Consider the following 22,252-nt stretch of genomic DNA (forward strand, 5'->3'; position numbering starts at 1 on the left):
AGAAAATCGTCCCCATGGCCGTAAGACCGTGGGGACGACGGTTTCGTTCCGATTTATTTGCCCGACATCGCCAACTGCTGCTGGTACTCCTCATACGGTCCCTTGTGGTCCGTGATGTGGAAGTTGGTCGGACCACCTTCGAAGTGCCAGATGCGGGTGCCGGCCTCTTCGATCAGATCCTGGTCGTGCGTGACGAGAAACACCGTGCCCTGGTAGCCCTGGATCGCCTGATTCAGCGCGTTGATCGATTCCAGATCCAGATGGTTCGTCGGCTCGTCGAGCACCAGCACGTTCGGCTTCTGCAGCATGATCTTGCAGAAGAGCAGGCGCGCGGCCTCGCCTCCCGAGAGCGCGTCGGTCTTCTTCAGGCCCTCTTCGCCGCGGAAGAGCATCTGCCCCAGAATGCCGCGAATCTCTTCCTTGGTGACCTTCGGGTCGTACTGGTGCAGCCAGTCCGAAGCCGTCATGCCCATCTGGATCGAGCCCTTGTGATCCTGCGCGAAGTAGCCGATCTGCACCTCGTGGCCCCACTTCACCGTGCCCGAGTCGATCGAGACATCCTTCTCCTCGACGCCCGGTCCATTGGCCAGCAGCGCCTTCAGCAGCGTGGTCTTGCCCTGGCCGTTGCGGCCCATCAGGATGACCTTGTCGCCGCGATTGACCAGCGCGGAGAAGTTGTTGATGACGTGCTCGACCTTGCCGTCCTTCTGGGTGTAGCTCTTGTTCACGTTCTCGAACTCGAGCACATTCTTGCCCGACGGGCGAACGAGATCGAAGCGGATGAACGGGCGCGCGATGTTCGAGCGGGCGAGTTCGCTGGTCGCCAGACGCTCCACTTCCTTCTTGCGCGAGTTCACCTGGCTGGAACGCGTACCGGCCGAAAAGCGCGCGATGAAGTCGTTCAACTGCGCGATCTTCTTTTCGCGCTGCTCGTTCTGGCTTTCGATGCGGGTCCGGACGCTGGTCTTCTGCAAGACCATGTCGTCGTAGCCGCCGTTGTAGGTGATGATCGTCTCGTAGTCGATGTCGGCGATGTGCGTGCAGACCGCGTTCAGGAAGTGACGGTCGTGCGAGATGGTGATGACGGTACCGTTGTACCGGATCAGGAAGTCCTGCAGCCAGTGGATCGACTCGAGGTCGAGATAGTTCGTCGGCTCGTCCAGGAACAGGGCGCCGGGATTGCCGAAGAGCGCCTGTGCGAGGAGGACGCGGACCTTCTGGCCGCCCTGCAGCTCGCTCATCTTGCGCTCGTGCAGCTCGTCGGGAATGTCGAGTCCCTGCAGCAGCACGGCGGCGTTGGCCTCGGCCTCGTAGCCGTCTTCGTCGCCGACGATGCCTTCAAGCTCACCCAGACGGGAGCCGTCCTCGTCCGTCATCTCGGGCTTGTTGTAGATGATCTCGCGCTCTTCGAGCGCCGCCCAGAGGGCCTTGTTGCCCATGATGACGGTGTCGATGACGCGGTACGCGTCGAACTCATACTGGTCCTGTTTCAGCACGCCGAACTTGCGCGGGCGGACGACATTGCCCTTCTGCGCGTCGATCTCGCCGGTAAGGACCTTCATGAACGTGGATTTGCCGGCGCCGTTCGGGCCGGTAAGACCGTAGCGGCGGCCGTCGGTAAAGGTGACCGAGACGTCCTCAAAGAGGAGCTTCGAGCCGTAACGCATGGTGATGTTGGATGTCGAGATCATGATTGCTTTCTATGCTGAAATTTTGTGTCCAAGATTGCGGGCGGAGGAATTTGCAATCAAAATGACCGCGTCCTCAATCCCAAAAAAAGAAAGTTCGAGGGAGTCCACCCTGTACGCCGTACCAACCTCACGAATGTCGAACGTGGAGGTAAGGGTCTCCACAAGCAGCTCATTGGTCCGCACGATCCAGGTCCCTTTGTACTGCTTCGCAAATGTCCCCAACTTCTGCCGCGCCGATGCTGTCATCGCCTTGGTGCCATCATGTAGGCCAATCCGATCGAGCCACGCCGCAGACAGGTAAAGATTCCAGGAATCCGTATAGCCACCATTCGCGGGGGTCAACATGGCAAGGGCAATAGGACCCCTCTCCCGTTGGAGATCTCCGAGAAACGTCATGACCTGCTCGAAGAATCCGCTTGTCACCACTGTTGTGTAAGCCATCTTAAAACTCCATCCGGTTCAGACTTGAGAGCCTTCATCAATTCATCGGTATCCGAATCGGTCTTCACTCTCTCGTACCGCTGCTCCGGTCCCCAACGTGTCGCAATCTGCCAGTTTGCCTCGAAGCCCGAATTCCGGTCCTGTATCGCGGTTAACTCGTCTCGCAAGCCCGCTAACAAAATAAGCTCGGAGGCAAGATGTGTCTTGAAGATGCCCTTTAGATCCTTCTCCGGATACTCCGCAAGATTCAGCCTCTTGCATACACATGCCTTCAGTGCAAACTCCATGGCATACCCGCAGAGATAGCATGCAGCATCGTGAAATCCAGCCGCACGAAGAACCTCGGCCTCATCAAGACGAAGCTGCATCAACTCCTGGAGCTTCACTTTTGTGAGAATTGCAGTCATTCATCCCTAGTCGTAACATACCTCATTCTACCTGCTAAGCCTAGAATTCAACTCTGCCCGATCAGTACGCCCGCCGCAAAGACCAGTCCGCCGCCCACGATCACCTGCAGGCACGACAGCGCGAAGCTCGTGCTCATGTACTTGTAGCGAATCCACGCGATCACCAGCAGTTCGACGCCGACGACCAGGTACGCCCACAAGAGCGCGGTGTGAACGTTCGGGATCAGAAACGGCAGCGAGTGCAGGAAGCCGCCGACGAAGGTCATGAAGCCGGTGATGCCGCCGCGCAGGATCGGGCTGCCGCGTCCGGTGATCGCGCCGTCGTCCGACAGGCCCTCCGAGAACGCCATCGAGATGCCGGCGCCCACCGCCGAGGCCGCCCCGATCAGAAAGACCGTGTGCGAGTTGTGCGTCGCAAAGGCGGTCGCGAAGATCGGCGCGAGGGTCGAGACCGAGCCGTCCATCAGGCCCGCGAGGCCGGGCTGCACGACGCGCAGCAGAAAGTTCTTCTCATTTCCCGCGATGGCGGAGAGCTCGGCAAGATTTGGAATCAGATCGGACATGTGCTTTTTAGGATGCCATGAATGGAATCGTGGCAAAGAAAACCCCATGCCTCGAAGAGAGACATGGGGCGTTCCAGACGATTGACGAGTCTTACTGACCGCGACGCGCGGGGCCACGGCTGCTGCCGCCGCTGGCCGGACGCGAGCCGGGACGACCGGAGCTGCGACCACCGCTGAAGCCACCGCCAGGACCACGGCCGCCGGAGAAGCCGCCGCTGCGTCCGCGGTTACCCGCGTAGGGGCTGCGGCCTGCGGGCGCCGGAGCGGCCGAGGCATCGCCCGAGCGCCATGCGCGGGTCTCCATACCCATCAGGTCGTTGGGCGCGTTCGAGCCCAGGTCGAGCGGCTTGTTGCGCTCTTCCTTCTCGAGGTTCTTGTCGGCCTCGCGCCACTCGAACTTGATCTTCAGGTCGCGCTCGAGCTTGCGTGCGTCCGAACGCTCCTGCGGCATGACGAAGGTCGTCGCGACGCCCTTCTTGCCGGCGCGGCCGGTACGGCCAATGCGGTGGACGAAGTCCTCGGTGGCGTTCGGCAGGTCGTAGTTGACGACGTGCGCGATGTCCGAGACGTCGATACCGCGGGCGGCGACGTCGGTCGCGACCAGGATGCGGTGGCGTCCGTTGGCGAAGCCCTTCAGCGCCGCCGTGCGCTGCGACTGCGAGCGGTCGCCGTGGATCACGTCCGCCTGGTGGCCGAGCTTTTCGAGCTTCTTCGAGATGCGGTCCGCGCCATGCTTGGTGCGCGAGAAGACGAGGAACGTGCCCTCTTCTTCGGTCAGCATCTGGTTCAGCAGGCCGAGCTTCTGGTCCTGCATGACCGTGACGACCTTCAGCTCGACGCGATCCGAAGGCTTCGAGGTGGTGCCGATCTCGATCCGGACAGGCTTCTGCACGTAGTCGCGGACGATCTCGGTGATGTTCGCATCGAGCGTCGCGGAGTAGCACATGGTCTGGCGGGTCTTCGGCAGCGCGCCGACGATGCGCTTGATCGCGGGCAGGAAGCCCATGTCGAGCATGCGATCCACTTCGTCCAGAACCAGCATCTCGACCGAGTTCAGGTTGACCGAACGGCGGCGGAGGAAGTCCTCCAGACGGCCGGGTGTGGCGACGACGAGGCGCGGGCCGCGATCGAGCTGATCGAGCTGCGTGTTCTCCGACAGACCGCCGCAGACCAGAACCGAGTCGTTCTTCGCGTGCGGAACGATCTTGCCGTAGGCCTCAAGCACCTGCATGGCGAGCTCGCGCGTCGGCAGCAGAATGAGCGCGCGGATCGGGCCGCGCTTGCCGCGGGTCGACGGAACCGAGGTCGCGTCCATGCGCTCGATCATCGGGATGAGGAAGCTGAGCGTCTTGCCGGTGCCGGTCGAGGCGGTGGCGAGAATGTCCTTGCCTTCGAGCGCGGGCGGAATGGCCTTCGCCTGCACGGGCGTGGGGGTTGCGAAGCCGCCGGCGGCGAGACGCGACTTGAGCGAATCCGAGATGTTGAAGTCGGTGAAGAAGACGCCCTTCAGCATCGGCAGGCCGGTCTTGGGGTCCAGCTCGTTGTTCGAGCCGGTGATGTCGACGGGGATTGCCTGGTGCGAGGCGTTGATGGCCGGGGTTGCGTTGGTTTCGGTGCTGACTTCAGACTGAGGTTCGAGGATTGCAGAGTTCAAGTAGAGGTTCCTGTTCTTTCGTGGCGGCGCAGAGCCGCAAAGAGATACACAGATGCGCGACTGCGCGGAACGCAGAGATGCATCATGAGGTTTGCATAGTCAGCATGCTCGAAGAGTTCACGAAGCCTTGCTGCTGCACGGCGAGGCATGTCCGATGACACGCCTTCCAGCCAGAGCAACCAGCGCCGCATCTTTCCAGTCTTGGTACCGGGCTCAACACAATCGCGTCACGGCGATTCGGTAGCCCATAGAAAGACAGTGCGGTGGAAAGGGATCTCACTTCGGTCTCTGGCCAGATGCCGGACTCATTCTAAAGAACGACATCAGAATGCAGGTCGCGGTATCTTTCCCCGTAGTGCCCTACGCTTACGCGTGATTCCAGAATAGCAGAAGAAGACGGCGCGCGCTAGTGGTCTTTATCGCCCGGCGTATACGGCATACGGTAACCCCGCGCGGCGTACATCCGCAACAACGGACGCAGCAGAGGATTCGGGCACCGGAGACGGGTCACTCGCTCCGTCACCCAGGTCATGGGCTTCAGCAGCCATCCGCGCCAGTGCAGGCCGGCGGCGAGCCAGCTTCGCGGACCGGTCGAAGGCGCCGGCTTCAGCTCCGGCCAGAGCTCATGAAAGACCCGCGCCGAGAGTCCCGCGCCAAAGGCCCGCGCACAGGTCTTCCGGAGCGTCGTCGGGTGAAGATGCTCGGCCAGCGCCTCCGGCAGAAAGCTCAAACGCAGACCGCGCGTATGCTCCAGCCGGTATCCCAGCTCCAGGTCCTCCATCATCCAGCGATCCCGGGTGAAGGCCTCGTGAAAGGGATTCTCCCGCAGGAGCGCTGTCTTCAACGAGAGATTGCTGGTGTAAAAGTGCTCCCAGCCGGGCTGCTTTCCGTCGAGCAGGTCATGGTACGAGAACTGGAAGCCGCCTTCGTCGAGCCACGCCATCAGCGGCGTGACCGTCTGCCCGGTCGTGCTCCAGCGGGTGAGACCCAGCGCGGCGTCCTCGCGCGCCGGATGCTGGCGATGGAACTGAAGATGCGTCTCGATAAACGCCGGGCCGCCGAAGATATCGTCGCCGATCATCAGCACGACCGGCGCCTGCGCCTGCTGGATCGCCCAGTTGCGCGCCCGCGACGGACCGTTGTTCTGCTGCCGCAGACATCGCAGCCGCAAACTCGTCCGGCCAGGATATTCCGCCAGGAAGCGCGGCGTATCGTCCGTACTGCCGTCGTCGACGACGATCACCTCGAAGCCGGTGCAGCTCTGCCGCTCCAGATGCTCCAGGCAGGTTCGCAGAGCGGAGACCCGGTTGAAGGTCGGAATCACGACCGTCAGGGACGGCGTCGATTCCGGCCTATGCCCGGTCGGTTCCGGCGTATGCTCGGTCGATGCGATCGGCTCGTCCACCCTTTCAGTATAAGAGGCTGTTGGCGATTTGTTTCGGATGAGCAGATGCCTGGGCGCCCCATCCTTTCGGATTCTCGAAAGGGTGGGGCGCCCAGACATCCGTGCCGCTTATGCGGATCGTGAACAGGCTCTGGGAGGATCAGCCTTCGCATGAGCCCGAGGCCCGTTGATATGCTGTACAAGTCGACGGGGCAAGATGCATCGACTTTGCGCATCGAAAGAAAAAGACGAGGAGTGGTCCATGCGGTTGTCGGTGCGGCAGATCAGCGGGCTCGGCAATCAGCTTTTCCAATACGCCGCCGCACGCTTCTTCGCCGAGCTCTACCGGGCCGAGGCCGAGATCCTGATCGAACCGCAGGAGAACGCGTTCTCTTACGGACACGCCCGTCCGTTTCTGCTCTCGAAGTTCGCAATCGCGCTGCCCACGCGGCCATTCCGATCAAGCGACCGCTTCCTCGTCAACGAAAATCCGCGACTCAAATCTGTCTTCAACCCGCTGCGCGCCGCGCTGGGCGTTCAGATCGTTCGCGAACAGGCGCAGGAGCAGTACCGCTTCATCCCGCAGCTTCCGCTCGCCGCTGGCGCCCGGATCGCCTACCTCTCCGGCTACTGGCAGGCCGGCGGCTATGTGGCCGAGACGCTGCGGTCGGAGCTTCGCCTGCGAGACGCGGTCTCCGGCAAGACGTCGCAGGTCCAGCAGGAGATCGCCGCGAAGCCGATCCCCGTCTCGGTCCACGTCCGCCGCGGCGACTACACGCTGGACGCCGAAGGCAACCGCGCGCTGCCGCTGGACTTCTACCATCGCGCCATGGCTATTCTGCAGCAGAGGCTCGGCGCGGTTCACTTCTTCGTCTTCTCGGACGACATGGCGTTTGCGCGCGAGAATCTACCCCGCGCCCTGCCAATCACCTTCGTCGATCACAACGATTCTTTCACCGCCCACGAAGACCTTCACCTGATGGCCGCATGCCGCCACCACATCCTCGCCAACAGCTCGTTCTCCTGGTGGGGAGCATGGCTGAACCCGCGGCAGGATAAGATCGTCGTCGCGCCGCGAAACTGGCTGCGAGAACGCGACAGCTACTTTCCGGACCTGATGCTTCCAGGCTGGATCCTGCTGGACTGGTAGACCATGCCCCTTGACCCCAGCCAGACCGTCGAACTGAACGAGGAGAACATCTCCCTCGCCGAGCCGCCCCGCTATGCCGGGACGAGGTGGACGCGCGGCAAGCGAGTCCTCCAGATCGTGACCAACTTCTTCCTCGGTCAGGGCGCCCTGCAGGGTCTCGGCATCCTTGGCGGCCTCATCATGGTGCGACGGCTCAGCGTGGAGGCCTATGCGCAGGTGGGTCTGGCAACCGGCTTCCAGGCGCTGGTCGCCACGTTGATGGATCTGGGCTTCGCCAGCACCATCATCCCGCTGGTCGGCGCACAGCATGGCGACCGAAGGCTGGTGGGCCGGTACGTTCGCGCGGCCAAGCGCCTGCGCGATCGCTCCTTCTTCATCCTCGGTCCTCTTGCGGGCCTGTGCTTTATCGCGATGATGCACAAACACCACTGGGGCTGGCCGATCCAGACGATTCTCGTCGCCTCCGTGCTGGCGTATCTCTACTCCGGCGGCAAGCTGTCGTATCACGCCGCGCCTCTGTTCCTCTACGGCAAACTTCGCGAGTTCTACGTGCCGCAGGTGATCCCCGCACTGCTGCGCGTGGGCGCCTTCCTGGCGCTCGCCACGGCCGGCTGGCTGAACGCCGGCGCCGCAACCGCGCTGACCGCGCTGGCCCTGGTCGCGAGCGCGGAGCTGATCGCAAAGAAGAGCGAGCCCTACCTCGTGTGGCCGGCAAAGGACGATCGCGCGACCGAACGCGAGATCGTCCGCTACGTGATGCCCGCCGCGCCCGCGATGATCTTCTCCGCCTTTCAATCGCAGATCTCGCTCTTTCTCGTCAGCATCTTCGGCAGCACGGTCGACCTCGCGCAGATCGCCGCGCTCGGCCGTATCGGCGGACTCTTCGCGATCTTCACCATCTTCAACGTCACCGTCGTCGAGCCGTACATCGCGCGGCTCGAACGCGGCCGGGTGCTCCGCAACTTCATCGGCCTGTTCTCGATCGCGACGCTGGGAAGCATCCCCGTGGTGGCGCTGGCGTTTCTTCGCCCGCAGTTCTACCTCTGGATTCTCGGCGCCAAGTATCGCGACCTGGGGCCCGATCTGGGCTGGCTCATCTTCGGAGCCTGCATCAATTACCTGGCCGGTCTGTTGTGGATCATGAATCGCGCGCGCAAGTGGCTCTTCTGGAGCGGCACGGCGCTTGAGATCGGCCTTGTCGTCGCCGTGCAAGGCGTCTATCTCGCGTTCTTCGGGGTACGCACGGTGCGCCAGGCCGTGCTCTTCACCTTCTCCTGCAGCTTCTGCTACCTGGTGGCGCACGCCTACGTGACGGTGCTTGGATTCGTGAAGGGCGCGCCGATCGAGGCCGCCGGCAGGGCGCAGGAAGTCGGGTCGTCGCTGTGAGCGCGCACCCGCGGGTTCTGGCTGTCATCGTGCTCTACCGCATGCAGGCAGAGGCCAGCCCGGCCTACCGCTCGTTGCGCGAGGCGTTGAACGCCCTCGCTCCAGAGCTGCGATTCGCCGTCGCCCTTTACGACAACTCGCCGGTTGAGCATGCGCCGCCGGAGGACTTTCCCTGCGTCTATCGGCACGATCCGACGAATCCGGGACTCGCCAAACCCTACAACCGGGCGCTGCAGCTCGCGAAAGACAAGGGCGCGCACTGGCTGCTGCTGCTCGATCAGGATACGGTCGTCACGCCTGACTACCTGGAAGAACTGACAGCCGCCATCGAAGCGGTCGCCGGCAATGCCGAAGTAGCCGCGATCTGTCCCCGCCTCGTGGACGCCGGCTTGGTGTGCTCGCCCATTCACCCGCCAACCTGGGGACCTCCCGGCGCCTTTCCGCTGGAGGTCACCGGCATCGCCCCGGCAGCGGTGCAGCCATTCAACTCCGGCGCGCTGCTCAGGGTGGACGCAGTGGAGGCCATCGGCGGCTTCGACACCCGGTTCCCTCTCGACTATCTCGACCACGCCACCTTCGCCGCGCTGCAGCAGCGTGGCGGACGCATCTATCTGCTGCGTTCGGCGCTTGAACATCATCTTTCGTCGAACGAAGGCGGTCGAACCGATCCGGCCTTCGTCGCACGCAACCTCTCGATGCTCGACGCGGAGTACCGGTTCTATCGCATCCACGGCTCGGCGACGGATCGCTTTCTCCGCCGGCTGCGCCTGCTGCGCGCGGCAGCGGGCCGGATCGTGCGGAGAAAGGAGCCGGGGCAGACCGTGCGGCTGCTCCGGGCGGCGCTGCGGCCATGAACGAACTCCTCCAACCGGAAGCCGAGGTGCTGCTCGCGACCTTCAACGGCGCCCGCTTCCTCCGCGAGCAGATCGACTCCATTCTGTCGCAGACGTACGCGCCCCTGCGGATCGTCGTCTCGGACGACGGCTCCAGCGACGAGACGCCGGCCATCCTCGCCGAGTACGCCAGCCGCCTGCCGGACAGATTCCGCGTGCTTCCTTCCCGCAGGCCGACCGGCCACCCGAAGTGGAACTTCCTGCGGCTGATGCAGGCGTCCACCGCGCCTTACGTCTGCTTCGCCGATCAGGACGACGTCTGGCTGCCGGACAAGATATCCGCCACGATGCGCGCCATGCGGGAGCTGGAGCGAGTTCAACCCGCGGGCACGCCGCTCCTCGTCTTCACCGACCTGCGCGTGGTCGACGCGCAACTGCGCACCCTCCACGAATCCTACTGGGCGCGGAACCGGCTGCGCGTGAGCAACATCCACCGGCTGGCGCGCGTGCTGGGCGAGAATCCCGCCACCGGCTGCACCATGATGCTCAACCGCGCGCTCTGCGAGCTGGCCCGAGAGATGCCGGTCGAGGCTGAGATGCACGATCGCTGGGCCGCTCTGCTGGCCGCCTCGCTTGGGGCGGCGGCGTATGTGTCCGAGCCGACGATGCTCTACCGCCAGCACGACCGCAATGTGATTGGATCGGCTGCGCTCGACGAGTCGCTCGAAGGTCTGGCCGTCAGGGCGCTCAGCGACTCGAGCCGGAGACGAGAACGGCTGAAGAGCGAGCGGCAGGCAGAGGCGCTGCTGCGTCTGCACGGCGCTGCGATGTCCGAAGAGAAGAGGAAGTTGCTGGAGTCGTATCTCGAAAGCGGCCGCAGCGAGAGCAGTCTGCGGCGCGTCGGCCTGACGCTGCGTTACGGCTTCTTTCGCTCGGGGCTGCTCCGCAGTGCGGCGACCATCGCCGACCTCTGGAGAGCCCGCTCAAGCGACTAGCAGCCTCGTATTAGATATGGCAGCTCGCCATGCCGCGCTTTTCGAGATACCGCTGGTGGTACTCCTCAGCCTTCCAGAAGGTCGTGCTGGGTTCGACGGTGGTCACGATCGGCTTGCGGAAGGCGCCGGATGCGGACAGCTCCGAGATCCTGGCCTTCGCCTCGGCGGTCTGCTGGTCGTTGTGGGTGAAGATGGCGCTGCGGTACTGGCTGCCCCAGTCCGGTCCCTGCCGGTTGAGCTGCGTGGGATCGTGCAAGGTGAAAAAGGCGTCCAGCAGCGTCTCGTAGCGTACCCGGGAGTTGTCGAAGGTCACCTGCACCACCTCCGCGTGGCCGGTCCGGTCGGAACAGACCTCTTTATAGGTGGGGTGCTCCAGCTCGCCCCCCTCGTATCCGACTGCCGTATCCAGCACCCCGGAGATCTCGCCGAACTTGACTTCGACGCCCCAAAAGCACCCTGCACCAAATGTCGCCTTTTCAATCGCCACGCGTGTTGCTCCTTTGCACTCTGATTGGATGCGCAGGAGTTCAAATAGTCCCTACGCGAATATGAAAAACGGGAGTATTTTCGGCTTCGTATCCAGAACGGTCAAGCCCTGTGCCGCTCCACGACAGCAGCATCCAAAAGACCAGCAGGATTCGATACCCTGGACTGGAGTCTGGGCACGCCCTGCCTTGGGTGCGCCGGGAGAGCAAACGCAGGTTCTCGACTTCGTTCAGGATGACGGACGTCTTTGCTAGCTGGACCGGCGGCTGGGCGACGACTTCGATGAAAACTGCTTGCGCGCGCCGAACTTCGGCTTCGCCTTTACCGGCGCCTTCAGCTTGGCGAACTCCGGCAGATTCTTCTTCGGGACGACCTTCTTGCCCTTGGCCGCGCGATCCAGCGCCTGCACCTCGCCCGGCGTCAGCTCGCGGAACTCGCCCGGCGGCACATCCAGCCGCAGCGCGCCGTAGCCGATGCGGCGAATCTTTTCGACGTGGTGGCCGATCTCCTCGAACATCTTGCGCAACTGGCGGTTGCGTCCCTCGGTCAAGGTCAGCTCGTACCACGGGTTGTCGCCGCCACGCACCAGCTCTACCTTCGCCGGCGCAGTCAAGATGCGGTCGCGGCGACCCGCGCGCACCTCGTCCAGACGCCCGCGGTCGATCATGATGCCGCGCCGGATCTGGTCGATCATCTCAGGCGTCGGATTGCCCGCGACCTTTACCAGATACGTCTTCTCGACGCCCGCCGCCGCCTTCGAAAGCGAGTTCGCCAGCGCGCCGTCGTTGGTCATCAGCAGCAGACCTTCGGAGAGATAGTCCAGCCGCCCGACCGGGTACAGGCGCACGGAGTCGCCGTGCGGGCCGTGCTTGGGCGTCATCAACTGCATGACCGTGGGGCGCTTCTGCGGATCGTCCAGCGTCGTGACGTAACCGCGCGGCTTGTTCAGCATGTAGTAGCGCTGCTGCTCCGGCCCATGCAGCAGCTTGCCGTCGACGCGGATATGGTCCTTCGTCGCGTCGGCGCGTGTGCCGAGCTCGGTGACGGTCGTGCCGTTGACCTGCACGCGGCCTTCGAGGATGATCTCCTCGGCCTTGCGGCGGCTGGCAATGCCGGCCTGCGCGAGTATCTTCTGGAGACGGTCGCCGGTGGGAGCTTCGGCTGCGGGGACGGATTTCTTGGCGGGGGTCTTGCTCATGGTATTTCCAGCTTTCCGACTGCGGAGTGGCTCATCGCGGTCCTGCACCTGCATAGTGCTCTCTTAGTGTAGCCCCAAACTACCGTCATCTCGACCGGAGCGCAGCGGAGTGGAGAGAGCCCCGCATCTCGCCTTTGCCGTTGCCTGTTCCCTTCCGGATGCTCCAAGCCGCGCGCAACGTCTTCACATCGCGCGTCCAGACCGGCAGCATGATCGACATCGCCAGGTTTTCGAGGTTGCTCGCGATCGCCATGCACAGCGCGACTGGAATCAACACGTTCGGCCTGCCCATCGCGAAGGTCGCCGTCACCCCCACGGCCAGCACCAGCCCGAGCGACTTCGCAAGATACGAGTGGTAGCTGCCGGGCTTGCCGTACTTCCAGAAATCGAAGGCGAAGCGCGAGACCTCCGCCGCCAACAGCCCCGCGAGCAGGCCGCCCCAGGTACGCCAGATCTGCGGCTGGCCGATCCAGAGCGCGATGCCCACGCAGAGGTAAAAGAGCGTGTCGGCCATGGAGTCGAACAGCCGCACGCCGGCCGTGTCGCAGCCCCAGCGCCTCGCCAGCACGCCGTCGTAGATATCCGACACCAGCGCCATCACGATGATGCCCGCCAGTGCGTAGCCGTTCCAGTTCGAACGCTGGCCCGCGATCAGGACGAAGCCCAGCAGCGCCCGTCCGCTCGCCATGCCCCATGGAATCCACTCTTTACGAAAGCTCTTCAACATCGCAACCACCTCCCCGGCAGATGTGCCGATGAGGTGAGCGTAGGCCTGCGGGAGAGGCCATTTCAGGGCGTGTGGGACAGTTTCTTGAGTGTCACAGGAGGAGGTCGCCAGGTTCGATTTCGGCGGATTCGCCCGCGAAGTGCATGTAGGAGTTCCAGTCGCCCATGAAGATGGAATAGCGAAAGACGGCATCCCCGACAGGTGGGAGATGGCTGCTGTCGATCTGCCAGGGACGCGTTTCAATACCGTCGATATAGCTGAGCTTGCTGGTATCTCCAGGGGCGATCGGAGGAGGACCGTCGATGACTAGATATCGCAGGCCTCGGATTAGAACCGTGCCAACGCTGTAATCAGGGTTTCCTTGCGGGTAAGCCGAAACATCCAGCTTCAATTCCAAGCGAAGTTCGCACTTGGTGTAATCGACATTCAGGCCAAGCAAGTAAGCGTCATGGAGACCGTTCGGCAGGCGGTTCGACAACTCTTCCATCGTCATGGATACAACGTATCAGGCGCTGATAGATCAGCAACACTCGATCTGTTAAGGGCATGGCTTCAGCCATGCCGCCCCGTTCGGCCACGGATCGGCTTCAGCCGCTGGGGTACGGCTTCTGTCCGGGCTGCCCAGGAACGAAGGGCGTACCTCAGCGGCTAAAGCCGTAATGCAAATGCGGCGACTGTGGCACGGCTGAAGCCGTGCCCTTAACAAGACACGACTCTTACAGTAGCGGCGTATCCGCGACGCTATACCGCGCCAGTTCGGCCTTCGACGAGTCCGCCAGCAGCGGAAACAGAATCAGGTGCGGGCGCCGCGGCAGGCTCGGCACGGACGCGGTGTACGAGTCGCACAGAATCGCCGTCGCCTGTTCGAGGCCGCGCGTCCACCGGGGCTGGCGGGCGTTGCGGAAGATCAGCACGTCCGCCGGAATGCCCGCCGCGATCAGCATCGTGCGCGCGATCTCCAGAAACTCCGGCCAGTGCGAGACGACCGCCAGTAGATGTCCCTTCGGCGCCGGCATCCAGGGCGTCAGCCAGCTCTGCGCGGAGCGGATCGCCAGCGTCGTCAGCTCGACGCCCGGCGGCAGCAGCGCGCGCACCTGCGCGGTCTTGCTGGGGCGGCAGAGCGGGATCGCCCCGGCGAGAATCCTGCGGTCTTTGCAATCTTCGAACGAGGCCTCGGCGACGGGAAAGGCCGTCGCCTGGCGAATCTCGTGCAGAAGAATCCGCCGCATCTCCGGGTCGGGATCGATCAGCAGCAGATGGTCGGGCGGCGGAGCCTCCAGCCACCGGGCCACCCGCGCCCGCACGGCGGCGGCAGGCAGGTTCAGCTCGCGCACAACCCGAAAAAATCCCGCAATGTGCTGGTCGAGGATCTGCTCCGGCGTGCTGGGCGCATCGGCATTGGCCCGGACGTAGACGCCGCTTCCGTGTCGATTTTCCGTCCATCCGTCCCGCTCGAGCTGCCGGTAGCCCGCGCTGATCGTGTTCGGGTGTAGCGCAAACCGCCGCGCCAGCTCGCGCGTGCTTGGCAGCCGGTCGCCCGGCTTCAGGTCGCCCGAGAGGATCGCCAGCTCCACCTGCGTGGCGAGCTGACGGTAGATCGGAACCTCGCTGCTGGACGAAAACCAAAGGCGCATATCCGCCACTCTATCGCGTTTTCAGCGAGTTGCGTTGCGCGTCCAATGCGTGGGCAATCGCATCTACTTTTGAGACGCACGAAAGATTTCAAGGAGCTTCGCACATGAATGTCACCCTCTACGGCGCAACCGGTAAGACCGGTCAGCGCATCCTGAAGGAGCTGCAAGCGCGCGGCCACCACGTCACCGCCGTCGCACGCGATCCTTCGAAGCTGCCCGCCGGCGTCCCGGCCAAACAGGACGACCTTTCGGATGTCGACCGGATCGCCGCGACCATCGCCGGCGCGGACGCCGTCGTCAGCGCCTACGCGCCGCCGGCGGACGACACCGACCAGGTGCTGGGCGTGACGGAGCGCCAGATCGCGGCGATTGCAAAGGCCGGCCATGCGCGGCTGATCGTGGTGGGCGGCGCCGCTTCGCTCGAGGTCGCGCCGGGCGTGACGCTGCTCGCCTCCGGTCACCTGCCGGCGCCCTGGGTCGCCATCGCGACCTCGCACTCGAAGGTGCTCGACCTGCTGAAGACGTCGTCCATCGACTGGACCTACTTCAGCCCCGCCGCCTTCTTCGAGCCCGGCGAGCGCACCGGCAAGTTCCGCCTGGGTAAGGACCAGCTCGTTGCCGACGCCCAGGGCAACAGCCGCATCTCGCTCGAGGACTACGCGATCGCGCTGGTCGATGAACTCGAAAAGCCGCAGCATCGTCGGGAGCGCTTCACGATCGGCTACTGAACCAAGGCGCCCTCCGCAAGCGATCGCGGAGGGCGTTTTCATGATCTTTACTCGTCCGGATTCGGCCGCACCAGCCCCGTGGCGACGGTGAAGAAGACATTCCCCGCCCGGCTGAGCGCGCGGTGCTTGTGCGAGATCAGCCCCAGGTCGCGAGGCAGCTCGACGCCTTCGATGGTCAGGGCCTTCACCTGTTCTGCGCGCAGCTCCGCCAGCACGTTGATGCGCGGCAGGAAGCCGATGCCGATCTCGGCCAGGATCAGCCGCTTCATCAGCTCGTTCGAGTCGAGTTCCATGCCGATCTTCGGCGTCAGCTTGCGCTCGGCGAAGAGGTTGTCCAGATGCTCGCGGCGCCGGCCCTGCGACGGCACCAGCAGGCTGTAGCGAGCGAGCTTTTCGAGCGTCACCGAGCTTTCGGCCGCCAACGGATGCTTCGCCGGGACGACCAGCACCAGCTCGTCCTTATGGATCGTCTCGACGTGCAGGCGGCTGTCGCGCACCGGCAGCGAGACGACGCCGAAGTCGACCTCGCGGTTCAGCACCGACTCGATCGTCTTCGTCCGCTCTGCGCGCACGATGTTCAGCGCCACGCGTGAGTACTGACGCTTGAACTTGCTGAAAAATATGGGCAGTACGTACAGCGCCGTCGAGTCGTTCGCGCTGACCGTGAGCGTGCCGCGCGGCGAGCGTTCGAGGTCGCCGATGGTCAGCAGAATGTGGTTGAGCCGCGAGAGCGACTCCTCCGCAAACGGCTCGAAGACGCGGCCCGCCGCCGTCAGCGTCACCTTGCCGCCGCCGCGTTCGAGCAGGCGATGACCGAGCGAGGCCTCGAGCGAGCGAATCTGCGCCGAGATAGAGGGTTGAGTCACCAGCAGCTTCTCCGCGGCGCGAGAAAAGCTCTTCTGCCGAGAGACCTCGAGGAACGTCTTGAGATGATCGAAATCCATGTATCCACTCGTCCATCGTCGAAGGAACCCGTGACTACGGTGTCGGGCGGGAACAGAGTCGGCGCAAAGTTTGATTACTACGTCCGGTGAGACGACAGTAGCATGCGCGGAGGTTCAATGCCAAACGCATTCCATGCGCTTCGCAGAACTTATGTGCATATAAACCAGATAAATGACTTGATAGTCAGTCGCGTCGATTGGCGCATCACTCGCCCGGAGGCGGCATATTGGCGAGCCACGCCGAGAGAATCAGCACCGCGACCATCGCCCAGGCTTCGGCCCGCAGCAGCCTCGCGGCGCGCGTCTTCGCCGCCTCCGGCCAGTCGTCCGGCGTTCTCAACCCCAGTCGATTCAGGCCTCCGAGCAGGACCGCCAATGTGACGCAGGCGACCTTCGCGTAGAGAATCCAGGCCCATCCGGCGCCGCGCAGCAGGTGTAGATCGCCGCCAACCTGCCGCCACGCCTTCACCACGCCCGACAGCGCGACGACCGCCACCGCCCAGGTGCTGACGGTCGAAAGCGATGCAACATATTTGCGCGGAGTTGGCAGTGCGACGCCAGCGTTCGCCCGAACCAGGCGCGGAAGAACCAGCAGCCCGGAGACGAGGACGCCGCCGCTCCAAAGCGCCATGGCGGAGAGATGCAGCGCCTGCAGCAGTTCCGCGAGGCTCCAGTCGCCATCGACCGCCGCATGGCCGGTGGCCGAGCGCAGCAGGATGACCACGGCGAGCAGCAGCGCCGAACCGGCGGCCTTCACTTTGGACGTGAGCGGCAGCAGCGTCCAGCCGGCCAGCAGGGAGGTCGCGATCAGGATGTACTCAGTCAGCCGCCCGGCGTGGGTGGAGAGCACGTCCGGCATGGCCGCCATCACGGCATGGGGCGCGCTCGCGCCGGACATGGTCATGACCATGAGAAGAAGCTGCGCCGCAACCGCCAGGAAGAGCAGGATCGCCGGCAGACGCAGCCGATTCGCAGAGAGGAAACCGCCGCGCAGCCAGAGCAGCGCCAGCAAAAGCCCGCAGATCAGGGCGAGGCTCGCGTCCACCACGATGGCCGCGAGAATGCGCGGCAGCAGAAGCTGGTCCAGAACGGCCTCCTGCTACTTGACCGAGAAGGAGTAGTCGCCGTCCATCTTGTGGCCGTCCGGCGCGGTCGAAACCCAGTGTACGAAGTAGGTGCCGGGCGCGAGCGTGGGCAGGGCGAGCGTCAAATGCTTCGGATCGGCCGGGTCGGCCTTCGAGTGCTCGGTGCTCAGCGTTTTGCCGGCGGCGTCGGTCAGAGCCAGCGAGCTGAACTTCGGCTCCAGCGCCTCGGTGAAGACGACCGAGACCTCGGACGGAGCGGCGACGGTCGAGTTCGCCGCCGGAACCATGACCTTCGGACGCGAGTGCGCGAAGGCAGGCAGCGCGGCGAACAGGACGGTTGAGAGAACGAGTGCGGGGCGCTTCAGCATCGTTGTAACTCCTTGTTCGAAGACTGGTAAGAGGGTTGTCATCCTGAGCGCAGCGAAGGACCTGCTTTTTGGGACTACTGGTGAGCTTACCCGCCACCCGAAAAGCAGGTCCTTCGACTCCGCTGCGCTTCGCTCAGGATGACAACTTTACTGTGGGTTTAGATCGCCGTAATCGTGAATTCGGCGACGTAAAGATCCTTGCCCCCGCGGAACTGCAGCCAGAGCTTATACGTGCCGGGCTTCTGCAGCGCGAGGTGCAGCATCATGTCGTTGGGCGAAGGTCCGTTCTCCGGCATGTCGGGCATGGGCTTGCTCATGTCCATCATCTGGTCCATGCCCATGGGGTGCGCGTGCACGTAGGAAAGGTCGTTCGCGTCGAGAAAGACGGCGTGGGCCGGCGCGCCGAGATACGGGTGCAGGTCGGTCGCGGGCTTGCCGTCCTTCTGGATGACAATGTCGATCATGCTGGCCTGTCCGGCGCGCAGGCGGGTGGTGCTCAGGTCGACCTCATACGGTCCCACCTGCGTGCCCATGCCGCTCGACGGCAGATTGCGGACGCCGGGCGTCTTGCCGTCGATATCGACCTCGAAGCGGTAGACCTGGTGATTCAGCGAGCCGGGCAGCGCGTCGGTGTAGACCTGGTACGTTCCCTTGGCCGGAAAGGTCTGGGTCAGCACGAGGTGGCCGGTCGGGCCAAGCACCGGGTGCAGGTGCAGGAAGGTCTTGAAGTCGTTCGAGACGATGATCATGTGCAGCTTCTTCGTCATCTCGGTCTGGTAGCTCTTCACCGGCGCGGGCTTGCCCGGCAGCGTCATCCAGAAGTCGAGCTTTTCGGTCAGCGGCTTGCCGGGGACCGGCGTGACGGTCAGGTGGCCGTCGGCCTGGGGCTTCTGTCCCTGGAAGGCCCACACTGCCTGCGGGGTTTGAACCTGCGCCTGAACGTTCGCGCCCACGACCAGAGTCGCGGCAAACAAAGCCCCTGCAAGACGACAACCGAGACGCGGCAGAACCGGAAAAGACTTCACACGACCTCCAAACGGCGGAACGAGCCGATGAATTTCAGCATAGAAGCGTTGCCGGGAAACGAACAGGATGCGGGCGACCGGCGCATGACGCGGATAGGAGTTGCCTATGGCCGCCTTTGCTTGCAAGCTCCCGCAGCCTGCCGAACGAAAAAGCCGCATATTGTGCTTTCGCACATCGCGCCGGAGTGCTACGCTAGCTTCACTTTGCAAATCTGTATCCGGGGGGCCGCAGCCGTATGCCGCCGCTTCCGGGCTTCGCGTCCCTGTCGACGTGTCCTCGCAAGGGTTGAGTTCACGGCCATCGTTTGGATGGTCCGAGCCGCCCCTCGATAGCGCCCTCCTGCAAGGGAATGTGCTCCACCCAGGATCATCTTCAGACGTCTCGAAAGGACCTACAGTATGCAGTCACGCCTGACAGCCACCGCCATTCTTGCCGGCATCGCCCTGCTTCCGCTCGGTTGCAAGAGCGACAAGCCCGCGGAATCGTCCGCCTCCAAAGCACCGCAGTACAACTTCGCCCACATCAATCCGAATGGAACCGATGGGGTTGCGCCCAAGCTGAACGGCGCGCCGCCGGAGGTCACGAAGGTGTTCGACTACATCGATCAGCACATCGACGATCACGTCCAGAACCTGCAGAAGTGGATCCAGCAGCCGTCGATCTCGAACTCCGGCGAAGGCATTCCGGAGTCGGCCGAGATGGTCAAGGGCTTCATGGACAAGCTGGGCTGCCAGACCACCAAGGTCTACGATCCCGGCATCACCGAGTACGGCACCCCCGGCAACCCCATCGTCTACGGCAAGTGCGACGAAGGCGCGCCCAAGACGGTCGCGTTCTGGTGGCAGCTCGACACCATGCCCGTCACGCAGCCGGACAACTGGGTCTCGCCGCCGTTTGAAGCGCGCATCGTCACCGGCAAGGAGAACGGCGTGCCGCAGTATCCGCGCGTTCTGGTCGGTCGCGGCGCTTCGAACTCCAAGGGCCCTGTGATGACGCAGCTCAACGCCCTGATGGCCTACAAGGCCGTGAACGGCAAGCTGCCCGTCAACCTCATCCTCGTCGGCGAGATGGACGAAGAGCGCATGGACATCGGTCTGCGCCAGTTCATCAAGCAGCACTCCGACCTGCTGGCCGAGGCCGACGCGCTCTACGCCGGCGGCCCGTCCGAAGGCTGCGTCTACGTCGAGCTGACCACCTCCGGCAAGTCCTGGGGCCGCGGTCCCACGGTCTCCGACATCCACGGCGTGAACAAGCGCACGGCGGATAGCCCGGCCTGGCGCCACATCACCATGCTCTCCAAGCTCATCTCCGACGATGGCAACACGCCGAAGATCAAGGGCTGGGAGGACGGCAAGCAGGAGCCGACGCCCGAGCAGGTCGCCGAACTCAAGAAGCGCGCCGAGCACATGGACCTGAAGAAGATGGCCGAGAACACCGGCCTGGCCCGTTACAAGACCGACGATCCCTACAAGGTTGCGTATGACGGCCGCTTCGGCGACAGCTTCAACCTCGACGGTATCTGGGGCGGCAACATGTACGCTGGCGGCGCCGGCGCCATCCTGCCGAACAAGATCACCTCGAAGCACAACTTCCGCTACGTTCCGAACATGGACGGCATGAACATCGTGAAGAAGCTGCGCGAGCAGCTCGACGCGAACGGCTACAAGGACGTCGAGATGAAGCTCGTCGGCGACGTGCCGTGGTCGAAGGGCTCCTCGCCCGACGCCGACATCTCGGTCGCGCACCGCAAGGCTGCCGCCATGCTCGGTCTTGCCGGTCCGGGTCAGGACATGTTCGCCTCGAACGCCGATCACTACGAGAAGGACGGCCGCATCAAGCCGCTCGGCGTCAACGTGACGGACGACAACCCCACCGGCGGTTACTGGCCGAGCTACCTGTTCAGCGATGGTCCGGTCGGCCAGAAGGTCGGCACGGTCTCCATCCCGATGGGTATGGGCGCACGTGGCGGCGCGGGCGGACGTGCTCACGCGGCGAACGAGTACTGGGTCGTCGAGGGCGCGAACTGGCAGCAGGGTATGGCCGGCGCCGAGAAGCTGGTCGTCGCCTCGCTCTGGGAGTACGCGCAGACCACCACCACCACCCCGAAGCCGAAGACCACCGCCAAGTAAACCGACCCACATAACCGACAGCAAACGCGGGCACGTTCCTTACCGGACGTGCCCGCGTCGCAGCTTGGTGTCTGTTATTTTCTCACTCGGAGCGAACCAGATGCTGGGTAAGAGCCTCAAGATCGCCCTCGCGGCCCTGCGCAGGAATCGCCTGCGCACCGGCCTCGCTCTGCTCGGTATGACGATCGGCGTCGCCGCCGTGCTGACCATGTTCGCCCTCGGCACGGGCGCCGAGGAGAGCGTATCCGGCGAGGTGCGCGCCTCCGGCACCACGCTGATCTACGTGCGCGCCGGCAACTTCGCCAACCAGGACATCGAGGCCCGCACACCGGCCGGGCTGGGCTTCGCCTCGACCCTCGTCCCCGCCGACGCCGAGGCCATCCACAAGCTCAAGGGCGTCGACCACGTCTCCCCCGTGCTGCGCGTACGCACCTGGGTCGAGCACACGACACAGCCCGATCCCGACCGCCAGTTCACCGCCGTCATGGGCGTCGACGCGGGCTACGAAAAGATGTTCGACTGGGAACTTGAGAAGGGGCGCTTCTTCAAAAGCTCCGCCGTCAAGGACCAGGAGCAGGTCGTCATCCTCGGCTCGAACCTCCGCGACCAGCTCTTTCCCGGCGAGGATCCCGTAGGCAAACAGGTCGTCATCAAGGGAGCGGTCTTCACCGTGAAGGGCTGTTTCAGCTCGGGTGACGAGGACCAGGCCAGCATGGCCGTCGTCCCCTACACCACGCTGCAGAAGCTCACCGGCTCGCCCGGCCTGACGCAGATCACCCTCACCAGCGAGCGCGCCGGCGACTCCTCCGCCGTCGCGCAACAGCTTGGGCCAATGCTCCGTCAGCGGCATCATCTCGAAGGCGGCACGCCCGACGACTTCACCGTCCGCACGCAGGCGGTCGAGGCGCTCTCGAAGGGCCTGACCAGCTCCGTCGCGGCCTTCATCGCGGCCAACATGCCCCAGATGGACCAGACCAACCTCGAAGAGATGTCCGGCACGCTGAGCCGCGCGGGCCAGACCATGACGGCGCTGCTCGCGGCCATCGCGACCATCTCGCTGATCGTCGGCGGCATCGGCATCATGAATATCATGCTGGTGTCGGTGACCGAGCGCACCCGCGAGATCGGCATCCGCCGCGCGCTCGGCGCACGCTCGCGCGACGTGCTCTCGCAGTTTCTCGTGGAGGCGCTGACGCTCGGCGTTGCCGGCGGCGTCTGCGGCATCGTGCTCGGTTTCGCGGCGTCGCTCGTCATCACCTACGTGCTCGAATGGCCGGCGACGGTCTCGGCCGGAGCGGTCGCGCTCAGCTTCGGCGTGGCTGCGGCGACCGGCGTCTTCTTCGGCTTCTACCCCGCCCGCCGCGCATCGCGGCTCAACCCCATCGACGCTCTGCGATTTGAGTAGGAGCTTCGACGAAGGAGG

General features: G+C 64.1%; 22 protein-coding genes. 7 read left to right on the plus strand and 15 right to left on the minus strand.

Annotated features, from left to right (window positions below; genetic code table 11):
• Window positions 1-53: 53 nt before the first annotated feature.
• The 6 genes from CHB87_RS16775 to CHB87_RS16800 form a co-directional block, all read right to left on the minus strand.
• Window positions 54-1,691 carry an ABC-F family ATP-binding cassette domain-containing protein gene (locus CHB87_RS16775; RefSeq protein WP_089409580.1) on the minus strand — a complete coding sequence of 546 codons (1,638 nt, stop codon included), beginning with the start codon at window positions 1,689-1,691 and terminating at the stop codon, window positions 54-56.
• 9 nt (window positions 1,692-1,700) lie between these two features.
• On the minus strand, window positions 1,701-2,132 hold the full coding sequence (locus CHB87_RS16780) for a hypothetical protein (RefSeq protein ID WP_142988395.1): 432 nt from the start codon (window positions 2,130-2,132) through the stop codon (window positions 1,701-1,703).
• Entirely contained in the window at window positions 2,111-2,539 is a 429-nt protein-coding gene (locus tag CHB87_RS16785; RefSeq protein ID WP_089409582.1) for a HEPN domain-containing protein, read from the minus strand. The genes CHB87_RS16780 and CHB87_RS16785 overlap by 22 nt, the downstream gene beginning before the upstream one ends.
• A 47-nt stretch (window positions 2,540-2,586) precedes the next feature.
• Window positions 2,587-3,102 carry a VIT1/CCC1 transporter family protein gene (locus tag CHB87_RS16790; protein WP_089409583.1) on the minus strand — a complete coding sequence of 172 codons (516 nt, stop codon included), beginning with the start codon at window positions 3,100-3,102 and terminating at the stop codon, window positions 2,587-2,589.
• 91 nt (window positions 3,103-3,193) lie between these two features.
• Window positions 3,194-4,615 (minus strand): DEAD/DEAH box helicase, encoded by a 1,422-nt coding sequence (locus tag CHB87_RS16795; RefSeq protein ID WP_089409636.1) that lies wholly within the window; start codon window positions 4,613-4,615, stop codon window positions 3,194-3,196.
• A gap of 547 nt (window positions 4,616-5,162) precedes the next feature.
• Entirely contained in the window at window positions 5,163-6,161 is a 999-nt protein-coding gene (locus tag CHB87_RS16800; RefSeq protein ID WP_176441819.1) for a glycosyltransferase family 2 protein, read from the minus strand.
• Window positions 6,162-6,402: 241 nt separating this feature from the next.
• On the opposite strand from CHB87_RS16800, the gene CHB87_RS16805 reads away from it, so the two are divergent.
• Genes CHB87_RS16805 through CHB87_RS16820 form a run of 4 tightly spaced genes read left to right on the plus strand, consistent with a single transcriptional unit; the run spans window position 6,403 to window position 10,504 of the window.
• Window positions 6,403-7,290: an alpha-1,2-fucosyltransferase gene (locus CHB87_RS16805; protein WP_176441820.1), complete on the plus strand. Its 888-nt coding sequence runs from the start codon at window positions 6,403-6,405 to the stop codon at window positions 7,288-7,290.
• A gap of 3 nt (window positions 7,291-7,293) precedes the next feature.
• The gene (locus CHB87_RS16810; RefSeq protein ID WP_089409586.1) at window positions 7,294-8,676 is read left to right on the plus strand and encodes a lipopolysaccharide biosynthesis protein; all 1,383 of its coding nucleotides are present in this window, start codon (window positions 7,294-7,296) and stop codon (window positions 8,674-8,676) included.
• Window positions 8,673-9,530 (plus strand): glycosyltransferase, encoded by an 858-nt coding sequence (locus CHB87_RS16815; RefSeq protein ID WP_089409587.1) that lies wholly within the window; start codon window positions 8,673-8,675, stop codon window positions 9,528-9,530. Before CHB87_RS16810 ends, CHB87_RS16815 begins: the two co-directional genes overlap by 4 nt.
• Entirely contained in the window at window positions 9,527-10,504 is a 978-nt protein-coding gene (locus CHB87_RS16820) for a glycosyltransferase family 2 protein (protein ID WP_089409588.1), read from the plus strand. The genes CHB87_RS16815 and CHB87_RS16820 overlap by 4 nt, the downstream gene beginning before the upstream one ends.
• 10 nt (window positions 10,505-10,514) lie before the next feature.
• Here the strand turns inward: CHB87_RS16820 and msrA are convergent, their stop codons facing one another.
• The 5 genes from msrA to CHB87_RS16845 all read right to left on the minus strand — a co-directional run bounded on the left by msrA (window position 10,515) and on the right by CHB87_RS16845 (window position 14,549).
• On the minus strand, window positions 10,515-10,991 hold the full coding sequence (gene msrA, locus CHB87_RS16825) for a peptide-methionine (S)-S-oxide reductase MsrA (RefSeq protein WP_176441821.1): 477 nt from the start codon (window positions 10,989-10,991) through the stop codon (window positions 10,515-10,517).
• A 249-nt stretch (window positions 10,992-11,240) separates the two neighbouring features.
• A complete protein-coding gene (locus tag CHB87_RS16830; protein ID WP_089409589.1) occupies window positions 11,241-12,188 on the minus strand; it encodes a pseudouridine synthase in 948 nt (315 codons plus the stop codon).
• Between the two features lie 85 nt (window positions 12,189-12,273).
• Complete coding sequence (locus tag CHB87_RS16835) at window positions 12,274-12,915, minus strand: CDP-alcohol phosphatidyltransferase family protein (protein ID WP_142988396.1); 642 nt, start codon at window positions 12,913-12,915, stop codon at window positions 12,274-12,276.
• A gap of 91 nt (window positions 12,916-13,006) precedes the next feature.
• On the minus strand, window positions 13,007-13,408 hold the full coding sequence (locus CHB87_RS16840) for a hypothetical protein (protein ID WP_089409591.1): 402 nt from the start codon (window positions 13,406-13,408) through the stop codon (window positions 13,007-13,009).
• A 223-nt stretch (window positions 13,409-13,631) separates the two neighbouring features.
• Window positions 13,632-14,549 carry a GntR family transcriptional regulator gene (locus tag CHB87_RS16845; protein WP_089409592.1) on the minus strand — a complete coding sequence of 306 codons (918 nt, stop codon included), beginning with the start codon at window positions 14,547-14,549 and terminating at the stop codon, window positions 13,632-13,634.
• Between the two features lie 104 nt (window positions 14,550-14,653).
• On the opposite strand from CHB87_RS16845, the gene CHB87_RS16850 reads away from it, so the two are divergent.
• Window positions 14,654-15,277 (plus strand): NAD(P)-dependent oxidoreductase, encoded by a 624-nt coding sequence (locus tag CHB87_RS16850; protein ID WP_089409593.1) that lies wholly within the window; start codon window positions 14,654-14,656, stop codon window positions 15,275-15,277.
• A 47-nt stretch (window positions 15,278-15,324) separates the two neighbouring features.
• On the opposite strand, the gene CHB87_RS16855 is transcribed toward CHB87_RS16850, so the two are convergent.
• The 4 genes from CHB87_RS16855 to CHB87_RS16870 all read right to left on the minus strand — a co-directional run bounded on the left by CHB87_RS16855 (window position 15,325) and on the right by CHB87_RS16870 (window position 18,699).
• Window positions 15,325-16,221, minus strand: coding sequence for a LysR family transcriptional regulator (locus CHB87_RS16855; RefSeq protein WP_089409594.1), 897 nt, complete (start codon window positions 16,219-16,221; stop codon window positions 15,325-15,327).
• A 205-nt stretch (window positions 16,222-16,426) separates the two neighbouring features.
• Window positions 16,427-17,269, minus strand: coding sequence for a CopD family protein (locus CHB87_RS16860; RefSeq protein ID WP_089409595.1), 843 nt, complete (start codon window positions 17,267-17,269; stop codon window positions 16,427-16,429).
• 51 nt (window positions 17,270-17,320) lie between these two features.
• Window positions 17,321-17,674 (minus strand): copper resistance protein CopC, encoded by a 354-nt coding sequence (locus CHB87_RS16865; RefSeq protein ID WP_089409596.1) that lies wholly within the window; start codon window positions 17,672-17,674, stop codon window positions 17,321-17,323.
• A 158-nt stretch (window positions 17,675-17,832) separates the two neighbouring features.
• Window positions 17,833-18,699: a hypothetical protein gene (locus CHB87_RS16870; protein WP_142988397.1), complete on the minus strand. Its 867-nt coding sequence runs from the start codon at window positions 18,697-18,699 to the stop codon at window positions 17,833-17,835.
• Between the two features lie 399 nt (window positions 18,700-19,098).
• Here CHB87_RS16870 and CHB87_RS16875 point away from each other — a divergent pair, with 399 nt between their 5' ends.
• Complete coding sequence (locus tag CHB87_RS16875; RefSeq protein WP_089409598.1) at window positions 19,099-20,829, plus strand: M20/M25/M40 family metallo-hydrolase; 1,731 nt, start codon at window positions 19,099-19,101, stop codon at window positions 20,827-20,829.
• Between the two features lie 100 nt (window positions 20,830-20,929).
• Window positions 20,930-22,234: an ABC transporter permease gene (locus CHB87_RS16880; protein WP_176441822.1), complete on the plus strand. Its 1,305-nt coding sequence runs from the start codon at window positions 20,930-20,932 to the stop codon at window positions 22,232-22,234.
• Window positions 22,235-22,252: the final 18 nt, after the last annotated feature.

It is taken from the genome of Granulicella rosea (genome assembly GCF_900188085.1).
In the GTDB taxonomy this organism is placed as follows: Bacteria; Acidobacteriota; Terriglobia; order Terriglobales; family Acidobacteriaceae; genus Edaphobacter; species Edaphobacter rosea.